We start from the raw sequence: 12,803 nt of genomic DNA, 5'->3' as shown, positions 1-12,803 counted from the left end.
GAATGGCCGTGGGGGGCGAAGCGCAATTGCGCAGATCCTTTGCTGTTCGGCTTTTCACGAAGGAACGACTGAAATGGCGACATGCAGAAAACTGGCATTTGTCGGCAACTCGCTTCCCAGGCATTGCGGGATCGCGACATTCACCAGCGATGTGAGTGATGCAATATCGGTATCATTTGACGAGGTTGAGGTGGGGATTGTTGCTATGACCGATGGCGACAAGGTCTATCCGTACCCTCCGAAAGTCATCGCGGAAATCCACGAAGACACGACTGCCGAATATGTGGCCGCCGCCGATCTGCTGAATGCCGGTGGATACGATATCGTTTCGCTGCAACATGAATTTGGCATCTTCGGGGGCGTTGCGGGCCGCAACATCATGGCACTTGTTTCGCGTCTGAAGATGCCGGTCGTTACGACATTGCACACGGTATTGGCTGAACCGAGCTCGATCCAGAAGTCTGTTCTCCTGGAGGTTGTCGCTGCGTCCACGAGGGTCATCGTCATGGCGGACAAGGGACGCGCGCTGCTGCAAAGCGTCTACGGCGTTCCGGCCACCAAAATCGATGTGATCGCTCATGGCATTCCTGGCGTGCCTTACTGCGAGACCGGCCCGGCGAAAACAAAACTCGGATTCGTGGGAAAGACTGTTATCCTGACCTTCGGGCTGCTCTCTCCGAACAAGGGCATCGAGGTAATGATCGATGCAATGCCCGAAGTCCTTCGGGCCTGCCCCGACGCCATTTATGTGGTGCTTGGTGCCACGCATCCAAACCTCGTTCGCGAGCAGGGTGAAGCATATCGCGAAAAGCTTCAGGCTCGCGCCCTCGACCTTGGAGTTGAAAAGGAAGTCATCTTCCTCGATCAGTTTGTCGACCTGCCCAAATTGTTGGATTTCATCTCGATGAGCGACGTTTACGTCACGCCGTACCTTGATGAAGAGCAAATGACGTCCGGAACACTTGCTTATAGTTTTGGCCTCGGCAAGGCGGTTGTATCCACGCCTTACTGGCATGCGCGTGAGTTGCTTGCCGATGGTCGGGGCCTGCTCGTTCCCTTCAATGATCCTGGCGCGACCGGGAACGCAATAGCAGAGCTGCTAGGCGACGCGCCCCGCAGAGCGGCAATGGAGCGGCGTGCTTACGAATGTAGTCGCTCGATGACCTGGGGCAAGACGGCCGAGAAATACATGAAAGCTTTCGGTGCAGCGTTGCGTGTCTCCTCGCTAAAACTGGTCGCGCCAGTCAAGAAGCCCGTCGGTCAGCAGACCTTGACCAATCCTCCGCTCAATTTTGGTCATTTTCATTTGATGTGCGACGGCACCGGCATCTATCAGCATGCCGTCTACTCCGTCCCGGACCGCTCTCATGGTTATTGTGTCGATGACAATGCCCGGGCGTTGATCCTTGCATGCGATCTCTTCGATGCAGGAGAAAGGGCGATCCCGGAAACGACGAGTTCCAATTTCGCTGCCTTCATCCAGCACGCATGGAATCCCGAGGTCTCCCGGTTTCGCAACTTCATGAGCTTCAGCCGCAATTGGCTGGAAGAAGAGGGATCTGAAGATAGCCATGGGAGAACGCTTTGGGCGCTTGGCGTCTGTGCGGCGAGTGACAAGGATCCGTCCAGGCGGCGCTGGGCGTCGGCCCTTTTTTCGAGAGCCTTCGAAATAGTTGCCACGTTCACTTCCCCACGCGCGTGGGCCTTTACCCTGCTCGGTCTTGACCGCTATTGCGCCTCGAACGCCGAAGACCATATTGCCGCCGACTTTCGTCTGATGCTCGCCGGGCGGTTGCTGTCCTTGCTCGAGCAAACGGAAAAGAAGGATTGGGTTTGGTTCGAAGGCGGTCTTTCCTATGACAATGGACGGTTGCCGCAAGCCTTGCTTCTGACCGGTGTCGATACAGAAACGCCGCGATTTATGGACGCTGGATTGCGGTCCCTTGCATGGCTCATGAGCAAGCAGATCGCCCCCGGTGGCTATTTTCGTCCGGTCGGGACAGATGGTTTTTTCGACGTCGGTCACGACCCTCGTCCCTTCGATCAGCAGCCGGTCGAAGCGACTGCGATGATTTCCGCCTGCCTTGCCGCCTGGCGCGTAACCGGTGACGAAACCTGGAAGGCAGCCGCATTGCTTGCCTATGGGTGGTTCGGCGGAAAAAACGATCTTTCAACACCTCTGATCGATGAGGAAACCGGCGGATGCCGGGACGGATTGCATGTCGACAGGGCCAATGAAAATCAGGGTGGCGAGTCCGTCATTTGCCACCTCTTGAGCAGCGTCGAAATACGCCAGCTTTCCCGACTTAGCAGCGACCGACCGCAACCCCTTCGCCAGCTTGCGTAGGCAGAAGCGATGTGTGGATCATTTCATTGCAACAATGCCAGAGGCTAACTTGTCCCATTCCACATTCCTGAATCGCCAAGCGTTTCATTTGCGCCCCGACCCTTCGCGCGTCATCGTTCGCCCGTTCAAGCCCGCGACCGAGCCGCGTGATCTCATGCCGACCGATAAATCCAGGGCCAACCATATCGTTGCGCGCGTTCAGGGGCTTGACGAACATGAGACCGGGGCCCTGCTTTCAGACACTCTGGAGAATTTTGACGGGCGGCATCGCAATCTGTTGAGAACGTTCGAGATGCGCGCCGATGCCATGGAAGAAGTCTTCGCGGGGCATCCGGCATTTAGCCGCAAGCAGCGCCAGCTTATCGGCGCTTATTTCATGAGCGAATACACTTTTGAAGCGGCGGCCTTGTTCAATCCGAGCATCGTGCCGCATCCGGACCAGATCGGGACCGCCCCCGGCGGTCTACGCTTCGTCCTCAGTTTACGCGCTGTGGGAGAAGGGCATATATCTTCCCTAACATTCAGATCCGGAGAAATTCTGGCAGACGGCTCGGTCGCGATCGACCCACCCGCCCGTCTTGCGTCGATGCCTGAGGCGTCCAGTTCGCCTTCAACGGACGATGAGGCGCTTGATTTGGCATTCAACGCCAAATCCCAGTTGAGCGAACGCGTGATCTTCCCCGTCACGCCGGCGCAATCCAACGGAATCGAAGATGCCCGGTTCACGCTTTTCGAAGATGACGGAAAGAAGACATATTACGCAACGTACACGGCCTATAACGGGTTGGCGATCCGCTCCGAATTGCTCGAGACAGCCGACTTTGAAAACTTCCGTCTAACGCCGCTTCGCGGCAGTGCTTCGCGCAACAAGGGGATGGCGCTGTTCCCAAGGAAAATCGGTGGCAAATACGCCATGGTCGCGCGTCAGGACAACGAGAATCTCTATCTGATCTATTCCGATGATCTCTATACATGGGATGGCGGGAGCATTTTGATGGCTCCAGAATATCCGTGGGAATTTGTCCAGATCGGAAACTGCGGCTCGCCCATCGAACTGGATCAGGGCTGGCTGTTGCTGACCCACGGTGTTGGTCCCGTGCGACGCTATTCAATCGGGGCCACTTTATTGGACAAACATGATCCGTCCAAGGTGCTCGCCAGGTCCGTCACGCCCCTGATAAGGCCGGAGCCGCACGAACGCGAAGGTTACGTTCCCAATGTCGTCTATACCTGCGGAGCGATGCGACACGGGGATATCATCGTTCTGCCCTATGCAATTTCGGACTCGTATTCCAACTTCGCCACCATCAGCATCAATGCTCTCCTTGAAGCTATGACACCGGTTTCCGGGACATCTCAAAGCACTTGAACAGTCAATACCAGCGTAGGAGGGTGATTATGACACATGTAGAGTTGGCAAAAGTTGAGGAGCGGTACGGAGGCCAGTTGCTATTCAGCGTTCGCTTCATAGGCAATGACATCAGGATGGAATTGCCGGTTGCGATCAAGGACGAGGGAGCAATCGCTTCGAACGAAACGTCTGCCCTTCGTTCCGCGTTGGGTCTCGTTGAGGAAATGGGGGCTTCCATCAAAGCTCGTCTTGGCGTGGAGCATCAAATACCCTAGCGCGGCTTGCTCGACATTTAGGACAGGGCTTGATATCCGCATCGTATCCATGCTCCTCCAACAGCGACTGTCTGAAGTCTGCATCGTCATAGAACCAGATGGTGCGCGTTCTCCCTCCGGCCAATGGTGGCCATAGGAGAACTGAAATGGGTATCTCACAATATGATCCTGTTGCAATGGGTCGACCAGCTTGGAACGAAGGCAAGCTAGTTGGCGTCAAGAAGCCCTTGAAGCAGCGCCAGATCTGGGCGGTCCGCTTCTTCCTCGATCAAGAAGGAAGAATGAGAGATCGTGCGCTTTTTGATCTTGCTATCGACAGCAAGCTTCGCGGCTGCGATCTTGTAAAACTAAAAATTGGCACTCTCGTCACGGGCCACGAAATTCGAAATCGCGCGATAGTCGTCCAGCAAAAGACTGGACGACCCGTGCAGTTCGAAATCACGACCGAGATCAGAGCTAGTTTGCTTGCCTGGCTTCAACGACGGGGAGGAACAGTCGATGACTATGCCTTTCCCAGTCGCGTCGACCACACTGACCATCTCAGCACGCGGCAGTACGCCCGGCTGGTCGATGAGTGGGTGACGGCGATCGGGCTTCGTCGGGAAGATTACGGTACGCATTCGCTACGGCGAACGAAGGCTGCCATAATCTACAAGGCCACCGGCAACCTTCGAGCAATCCAGATCCTGCTTGGCCATACCAAGATCGAGAACACAGTGAGGTATCTCGGCGTCGACATTGAGGATGCCTTGGAACTTGCCGAGCGGACCGAAATCTGAATTAGTCCTTTGGCAATGATATTCGTCCGCTTCTGTGGTTCTTCCGTCAGAAGCGGACAGTCCCTTCCCGGCCCCATTACAGTCATCTCTAAAGACGAACTCAACCATACATAGCCACAAGACAAACCCTAATCACCATTCAACGTGGTGATCCCCACTTGCGACATCGCCCACAGCATCCCCTCTTCTGTCAATATTCTTGCTCAACCGCGAGGATAATGCGGAGTTAGCGCAAAAGTGCGGTATTTACGAAAAAGGCCTGGATCGCTCCCGGCCTTTTGTCTGTACTCAAATCCCGGCGATCTGCCGTACCCAGCCGTGCGGGTCGTTGGTCTGGCCGCGCTGGATGCTGACGAGCTGCTCGCGGATTTTTAAGGTGGTGGGGCCGGTTTCGCCATTGCCGATGGTAAAGCCGCCGCCTGAGAATTTGACTTCGCCGATCCCGGCGACGACGGCGGCGGTGCCGCAGGCGAAGGCTTCTTTCAGCCTGCCGCTTGTTGCATCTGCCTGCCATTCGGCGAAGGAATAGGGGCGCTCATGCACGGTGATGCCCTGATCCTTCAGCAGTGTCACCAGCGAATTGCGGGTGATGCCGGGCAGGATGGTGCCGCCGAGCGGCGGGGTGACGAGCGAGCCGTCTTCCATGACGAAGAAGACATTCATGCCGCCCAGTTCTTCCAGCCACTTATGTTCGGCAGCATCGAGAAACGCCACCTGATCGCAGCCATGTTCGACCGCTTCCTGCTGGGCGATCAGGCTTGCCGCATAATTGCCGCCGCATTTGGCTGCACCGGTGCCGCCGGGGGCTGCGCGGGTATAATGTTCCGACACCCAGATTTTCACGGCCTTGGCGCCGCCCTTGAAATAGGGGCCGACCGGCGAAGCGATGACGCAGAAGATATAATCGCGCGCCGGGCGCACGCCGAGAAAGGCTTCCGAGGCAAACATGAAGGGGCGCAGATAAAGACTGCCCTCGCCTTCCGGTATCCACTTGGCATCGATCGTCACCAGACGGTCGATGGCCTCCATGAACACCTCTTCGGGAATTTCCGGCATGGCCATGCGCCGGGCCGATTCGTTGAAGCGGCGGGCATTTTCTTCCGGGCGAAACAGCACGACGCGGCCATCGGGCGTGCGATAGGCCTTCATGCCCTCGAAAATTTCCTGCGCGTAATGCAGCACCGCTGCCGCCGGATCAATGGCAAAGGGGCCGCGCGCGGTAATCTCGCCCGAATGCCAGCCCTTCACCACATTCCAGTGCATCACCGCCATATGGTCGGAAAACAGCGTGCCGAAGCCCAGCGCCTTGAAGGCTTCGAGGCGGTCCGCCTCCGGCATGGGATTGGCATTGGGCTTGATGGTGAATTCCGGTTTCGCGCTCGCGTCTGACATGTGAATGACCCCTCCAAAATGGTCAATAGGTCAGCAATGTTGACCTATTGATTTCTCGTATAGAGGCTCACCCGCTTTCGCAAGTCTTTTCAAGCGAAATTTGGTACGGTTCAGAAAATATCTGCCGTCATTGGCTGAACGGTTTCTGGCAAAGATGTTTCCGCACGCCATGCTCGGCCTTTTGCGGGGCATCTGCGATGGTGGCGACACCCATGACAGATAAGGATCTGGCCGTCGGCAGCAGACCCTCGGGTCAAGCCCGAGGGTGACGTAGGATGGGTTAGCCTTCGCCAGTTTTTTGGCAGGCGTAGGTCCGGACGGACCGCTTTACCCGAACATTACATGTTCGGATAAACCGGTCCTTCGCCTGCATTTTTGAGAAACGGAGGTCCGGGCGGACCGCCTTATCCAAACATTACATGTTCGGATAAACCGGTCCTTCGCCAGCTTCTTTGAGGACGGAGGTCCGGGCGGACCGCCTTATCCAAACATTACATGTTCGGATAAACCGGTCCTTCGCCTCCTTGTGGCGGCACCCAGGTGATGTTCTGGTTCGGGTCCTTGATGTCGCAGGTCTTGCAGTGCACACAGTTCTGCGCGTTGATGACGAAGGTTTTTTCGCCATCCTTCTCCACCCATTCATAGACCCCGGCGGGACAGTAGCGCGTGGAAGGTCCGGCAAAGACCTCAAGCTCGGAGGATTTTTGCAGGCCCAAATCCTTCACCCGAAGATGCACCGGCTGGTCTTCCTCGTGATTGGTGTTGGATAAAAACACCGAGGACAGCCGGTCGAAGGTCAGCACGCCGTCGGGCTTGGGATAATCGATCGGCTTGTGCTGCGAGGCAGGCTCCAGCGAGGCGGCATCGGTCTTGCCATGCTTCAGCGTGCCGAAAACGGAAAAGCCGAAGAGCTGGTTGGTCCACATGTCCAGCCCGCCCAGCGCCACGCCAATCGCCGTGCCGAAACGCGACCAGAGCGGCTTGACGTTGCGCACCTTTTTCAGGTCATGACCGATATCGCTGTCGCGCCAGGCGTTTTCGATCTCCACCGGCTCGTCATTGGCGCGACCGGCGGCAATCGCCTCGGCAATCTTTTCCGCCGCCATCATGCCGGAGAGAACCGCATTATGGCTGCCCTTGATGCGCGGCACATTGACGAAGCCGGCCGAACAGCCAATCAGCGCCCCGCCGGGGAAGGACAGTTTCGGCACCGACTGATAGCCGCCTTCGGTGATGGCGCGGGCACCATAGGAAATGCGCTTCGCGCCCTCAAAGGTGCCGCGAATGGCCGGATGCGTCTTGAAACGCTGGAATTCCTCGAAAGGATAGAGATAGGGGTTCTTGTAATTCAGGTGGACGACAAAACCGACCGCCACCTGATTATCCTCCAGATGGTAGAGGAAGGAACCGCCGCCGGTTTTCATGCCCAGCGGCCAGCCGAAGGAATGCTGCACCAGACCGGGCCTGTGATGTTCCGGCTTGACCTGCCACAATTCCTTGATGCCAATGCCGAATTTTTGCACATCGCTGTCACGGGACAGATCGAATTTTGCAATCAACTGCTTGGCGAGCGAGCCGCGCACGCCCTCGCCGATCAGCACATATTTGCCGAGAAGCTCCATGCCGCGGGTGAAATTCGGCCCCGGCTCACCGTTTTTTTCGATGCCCATATCGCCGGTGGCGACGCCGATCACCGCGCCCGCTTCGTTGTAAAGCACTTCGGATGCGGCAAAACCGGGATAGATTTCCACGCCCAGCGCCTCGGCATGGCCAGCCAGCCAGCGACAGACATTGCCGAGCGAGACAATGTAATTGCCGTGATTGTTCATCAAGGGCGGCATCAGCGCATTGGGCAGGCGAACCGAGCCCGCCGGGCCGAGAAACAGAAAATGATCCGCCGTCACCGGTGTCTTGAAGGGATGATCCGCCTCCTCACGCCAGCCGGGAATCAGCCGGTCAACACCGATCGGGTCCATCACCGCGCCGGAGAGAATATGCGCGCCAACCTCGGCGCCCTTTTCCAGCACCACGACGGAAAGCTCGGGATTAACCTGCTTCAGCCGGATCGCCGCCGAGAGGCCCGCAGGCCCGGCTCCCACGATCACCACATCAAATTCCATCGCCTCCCGCGGGGGCAGTTCCATCTCGCTCATTGCCTCAACTCCGTCTCAGCGCGTTCCTGTTCCCTCTTTGCAAAAGCGCAAATGCTTGTCGAGCCGGTAAACGACAGGAAATGGCCATAATTTTACGAGTTCTCCCATGAGAGACGAGAATATCTTCCGTTTACGTGAACGTCAATCTCATTGATGCATACCGTTCACGCCTGATTGTCTCAGCTATGCTCCCGGATCACATCCAGAAACGCCTCGCCATAACGCTCCATTTTCGAGCGCCCGACACCGGAAATGGCGAGCATGTCGGATTCGTGCATCGGCCTTTCCGTGGCAAAGGCGATCAGGGTCGTGTCGTGGAAAATCACGTAAGGCGCAACCGACAGATCCTTGGCGATGGTGAGGCGCAGGCTGCGTAGCGCCTCGAACAGAGCTCTGTCTTCATCGGCCAGCCCATCCTTTCGCGCCTGTGCGGCAGCGGATGCCACGCGTACGGCCTTGCCCTTGGTCGGCCTGTCGAGACGAAAGCGCACCTCCCTTTCGCGTTTGAACACGGCGCGCGCGCCCTCTCCCAGCTTGAAGGCACCATAGGCGGCATGATCGATCGTGATCAGGCCAGCGGCAAGCAACTGCCGATAAACGGATTGCCACGTCCGGGTGGCAAGCTCCTTGCCTGCGCCAAAGACCGGCATATCGACATGACCGAAGCTTTTCACCCGCTCGGTGGCATTGCCCGTCAGCACGTCGATGAGATGACCCGCGCCGAAGCGTTCGCCGGTGCGATAAATGGCCGCCAGCGCCTTGATCGCCGCCTCCGTGCCGTCCCAGGTCTCGACCGGCTTCAGACAGGTGTCGCAATGGCCACAGCCGCCGGGATGGGCCTCACCGAAATGGGCCAGGATCGCCTGTCGGCGGCAGCCCGGCGTTTCACAGATCGCCAGGAGCGCATTGAGCTTGGCGCGTTCGATGCGCTTCACCTCGGGCGGCGAGCCTGCCTCGTCGATCATCCGCCCACGCTGAATGACATCGGCCATGCCATAGGCCATCCAGGCTTCGGACGGCAGGCCGTCGCGCCCGGCACGGCCGGTTTCCTGATAATAGGCCTCGACCGATCCCGGCAGGTCGAGATGGGCGACATAGCGCACATTCGGCTTGTCGATGCCCATGCCAAACGCGACGGTGGCAACGAGACAGAGATTTTCCTCTTTCAAAAAGGCGTCCTGATGGGCGTCGCGTGTCTCGCGCTCCATGCCGGCATGATAGGCGAGCGCGCGGATGCCCTGCCGGTTCAACCATTCCGCCGTATCTTCCACCTTGGCCCGCGACAGGCAATAGACGATGCCGCTTTCGCCCTCATGACGGGAGAGAAAGCGCAATAACTGTTGACGCGGCTGGTCGCGCTCAACGATTTCATAGGCGATATTGGGCCGGTCGAAAGAGGTGGTGAAGACTTCCGCATCGGTGAGCGCCAGCCCGTCGATAATGTCCTCTTGCGTATGTGGGTCGGCGGTCGCCGTCAGCGCCATGCGCGGCACGCCGGGAAAAAGTTCCGCCAGTTTGCCAAGCGCCCGATATTCCGGACGGAAATCATGCCCCCATTGCGAAACGCAATGGGCTTCATCAATGGCAAACAGGGCAATTTTCGTGGCGCCGATCAGATCCCTGAAGCCGGGCGCGGCAATCCGTTCCGGCGTGACATAAAGGAGATCGAGTTCGCCTCGGGCAAGATCGCTGCGCAACTGGATAAAATCTTCACGCGACAGGGAGGAATTGAGCGCCGCCGCCCTGACCCCAAGCTGGGTCAGCGCCTCCACCTGATCGCGCATCAGGGCAATCAGCGGCGAAACCACAATGCCCACACCGTCGCGGCAAAGCGCGGGGATCTGATAACAAAGCGATTTTCCCGCCCCCGTCGGAAAAAGTACCACCGCATCCCCGCCGGCAATGACGCGCCGGACAACCGCCTCCTGCTTGCCACGAAAGGCCGGATAGCCATAAACGGTTTTCAAAACATCGAGCGGATCAGGGATATCGCCTTTGCCAAACAGGATAGCGGTTGCGTTCTTGTTCGTTCTCATCTCATGATGTCCATCTGGCGCGGGCCTTCACTTCATGGTGCGGCAGCCCATATCAGCCGTGCGGATTGCAGTTTTGCCTTCAGCCATAGAGCAAGATTGTCCATCCTGCATCCCAAAACGACATTGCAAACAAGGACCATCCCATGGATTTCGGCATTTCCCACAAACGCGCCCTCGTTCTGGCCGCCTCGCGCGGGTTGGGTCTCGGCATTGCCAAAGCGCTTGCGGCGGAAGGATGCCATGTGCTGATCTGCGGACGCACTGAAGACCGGCTGAAAGCCAATTGCGCCGAGATCGTCGCCTCCGGCGGCAAGGCGGATTATGTCGTCGCCGATCTGGCCGATGCCCATTTCGTCGATCAGATGCTGAAGGCCGTGCAGGACAAACTGGGCGGTATCGATATTCTCGTCAACAATACCGGCGGCCCCACACCGGGCATGGCTGAGGCGATGGATGCCGACAAGCTCTATACCTTCTTCCAGTCCATGGTGGTCAGGGTGATCACCCTGACCAATGCTCTATTGCCACTGATGAAGGCGCAGGGCTTCGGGCGGATCGTCACCGTCGCCTCCTCCGGCGTGATCGAACCCATTGCCAATCTGGCGCTTTCCAACACGCTGCGCGGCGCGCTGGTCGGCTGGAACAAGACGCTGTCTTCAGAAATCGCGTCTTATGGCATTACCGCCAATCTCATCCTGCCAGGCCGCATCCACACCGACCGGATCGACGAACTGGACGGCGCCAATGCCAATCGGCTCGGCAAATCTCTGGAAGAGGTGCGCGCCGCCTCGATCAAGACTATCCCCGCAGGCCGTCTGGGCACGGTGGAAGAATTTGCCGCCGCCGCCGCCTTCCTCTCATCGGTTCCGGCATCCTATATCACCGGCACCATGCTGCGCATCGATGGTGGAGCGGCAAAATCCTTGTAACAGTTTGAAAAGGCAATTGGGAACTCTGTCGGACAGGCAGAAAAGACCGAGCCAAAGACTTTGCGTACGCCACGGAAATCTACAGAACAGGCACCGGCAGGTTGTGAACCTGCCGGAACAAGGTTTGACTGAGCTGCGCGCAAAAAACAGGCAACCCAGCTCAAGGTTACATTACCGAAATTTAAGGGTATTTTCTCACTCTTTTTGTATAGTTCTGCATTATCATCATTTTGGCGTTGCACAATCGTGATTGACGATGAGCATACTCCGAAGCTCATCCTTGCAGGTTACACATATGAAAAAAGTTTTGACCGGGATCTGCCTTGTCGCGCTGGCTGCTGCGGGCGCTTGGCATTATCGCGCCAACATTCCCCTTCTCAAGCAATGGGCCGCACCGGCCAGCGGCACGGCAACAGCCGATGCCGCGGCCGGTCATGGCGCAGGCGATGGCAAGAAACAGGGTTCAAGCCGCCACGGTGCGGGTGGCCCTGTTCCGGTCAAGACCGTTGCCGCCACCGTCTACGCCCTGCCGATCGACGCGCCCGCCACCGGCTGGGCCGAGGCTGAGGATACGACGACGATTTCCGCCCTTGAGGCAGGGTTGATCACCAAGGTCGTCGCCGAGGACGGCCAGGATGTGAAAACCGGCGATGTCATTGCCCAGATGGATGATCGCGTCGCCCAGGCAACCGTCGACAAGGACCGCTCCAATATCGATGGCGCAAGAGCCAATCTTGCCGAATATGAGGCGGCGCTGACGCGCGCTGCAAGCCTGCTGAAGCAGAATGCCCAGTCGCAGCAAACCTATGAGCAGGCCAAGGCCAGCCGCGATTCAGCCGTCGCCACACTGGAAGCCGACAAGGCAACGCTTGCCTCAGATCAGGTAACACTTGAGCATATGAAGATCGTCGCGCCCTTCGACGGCCGTCTCGGCGATATCCAGATCAGCCCCGGCGCCTATATGAGCGCCGGCTCGGCGGTGGTGACCATCACCCGCTACAATCCGATCTATGTGAAATTCCAGATGCCCGAACGCTATCTGCCGATGCTGCACAAGGCGCTGACCGGAACGCCGGTCAAAGTGTCGGTGGACCCGCAGAATACCGGCGGCATACCAGTCGAAGGCAAGCTCACCTTCTTCGATAACAGCGTCGACACCACCTCCGGCACCATCCTGGTCAAGGGTGAATTCCAGAACCCTAAGGGTGCGCTTTGGCCGGGCCAGAGTGTCAATGTCACCGTTCACTTCACCACAGACCAGCAAAGCGTCGTCGTGCCGACCGTTGCCGTACGCCCCGGTGCCGATGGATCGTTTGTTTATACCGTTGATGCGCATGGCAAGGCACATGCCCAGCCGGTTCAGGTCATCCGTTCCAATGGCGACATGACGGCGCTGGCGGATGGCGTGAAGAATGGCGACCATGTCGTTATCGAAGGCATGGCGCAGCTGGCCGACGGCCAGAGCGTGCAGGAAGAATTCAAGGGAACGAAAACCGCTGGCGACCCGACCAAATTCGCCGACAACGACCGGAAGGATTGAG

General features: G+C 58.0%; 9 protein-coding genes. 6 read left to right on the top strand and 3 right to left on the bottom strand.

Translation table 11 applies throughout. The annotated features are described in order from the left end of the window. Positions 1–73: 73 nt before the first annotated feature. The 4 genes from NAC44_RS06325 to NAC44_RS06310 all read left to right on the top strand — a co-directional run bounded on the left by NAC44_RS06325 (position 74) and on the right by NAC44_RS06310 (position 4,752). The gene (locus tag NAC44_RS06325; protein ID WP_250939123.1) at positions 74–2,347 is read left to right on the top strand and encodes a glycosyltransferase family 4 protein; all 2,274 of its coding nucleotides are present in this window, start codon (positions 74–76) and stop codon (positions 2,345–2,347) included. Between the two features lie 49 nt (positions 2,348–2,396). Further along, entirely contained in the window at positions 2,397–3,716 is a 1,320-nt protein-coding gene (locus NAC44_RS06320) for a glycoside hydrolase family 130 protein (RefSeq protein ID WP_250939121.1), read from the top strand. Positions 3,717–3,745: 29 nt separating this feature from the next. Beyond that, positions 3,746–3,973, top strand: coding sequence for a hypothetical protein (locus NAC44_RS06315; RefSeq protein WP_250939119.1), 228 nt, complete (start codon positions 3,746–3,748; stop codon positions 3,971–3,973). Positions 3,974–4,119: 146 nt separating this feature from the next. Then, on the top strand, positions 4,120–4,752 hold the full coding sequence (locus NAC44_RS06310) for a tyrosine-type recombinase/integrase (RefSeq protein ID WP_250939116.1): 633 nt from the start codon (positions 4,120–4,122) through the stop codon (positions 4,750–4,752). Positions 4,753–5,040: 288 nt separating this feature from the next. Here the strand turns inward: NAC44_RS06310 and NAC44_RS06305 are convergent, their stop codons facing one another. The 3 genes from NAC44_RS06305 to recQ all read right to left on the bottom strand — a co-directional run bounded on the left by NAC44_RS06305 (position 5,041) and on the right by recQ (position 10,333). Further along, on the bottom strand, positions 5,041–6,144 hold the full coding sequence (locus NAC44_RS06305; protein ID WP_250939114.1) for a branched-chain amino acid aminotransferase: 1,104 nt from the start codon (positions 6,142–6,144) through the stop codon (positions 5,041–5,043). A 491-nt stretch (positions 6,145–6,635) separates the two neighbouring features. Beyond that, positions 6,636–8,297 carry an electron transfer flavoprotein-ubiquinone oxidoreductase gene (locus NAC44_RS06300; protein WP_250939112.1) on the bottom strand — a complete coding sequence of 554 codons (1,662 nt, stop codon included), beginning with the start codon at positions 8,295–8,297 and terminating at the stop codon, positions 6,636–6,638. A gap of 179 nt (positions 8,298–8,476) precedes the next feature. Continuing rightward, positions 8,477–10,333: a DNA helicase RecQ gene (gene recQ, locus NAC44_RS06295; protein WP_250939111.1), complete on the bottom strand. Its 1,857-nt coding sequence runs from the start codon at positions 10,331–10,333 to the stop codon at positions 8,477–8,479. Positions 10,334–10,476: 143 nt separating this feature from the next. On the opposite strand from recQ, the gene NAC44_RS06290 reads away from it, so the two are divergent. Beyond that, complete coding sequence (locus tag NAC44_RS06290) at positions 10,477–11,262, top strand: SDR family oxidoreductase (RefSeq protein ID WP_250939109.1); 786 nt, start codon at positions 10,477–10,479, stop codon at positions 11,260–11,262. Between the two features lie 295 nt (positions 11,263–11,557). Beyond that, the gene (locus tag NAC44_RS06285; RefSeq protein WP_250939107.1) at positions 11,558–12,802 is read left to right on the top strand and encodes an efflux RND transporter periplasmic adaptor subunit; all 1,245 of its coding nucleotides are present in this window, start codon (positions 11,558–11,560) and stop codon (positions 12,800–12,802) included. Position 12,803: the final 1 nt, after the last annotated feature.

This window comes from Allorhizobium sonneratiae (assembly GCF_023700755.1).
GTDB lineage: Bacteria > Pseudomonadota > Alphaproteobacteria > Rhizobiales > Rhizobiaceae > Allorhizobium > Allorhizobium sonneratiae.
The sequence above is the reverse complement of the archived record's forward strand: the minus strand, read 5'-3'. Positions and strand labels throughout refer to the sequence as shown.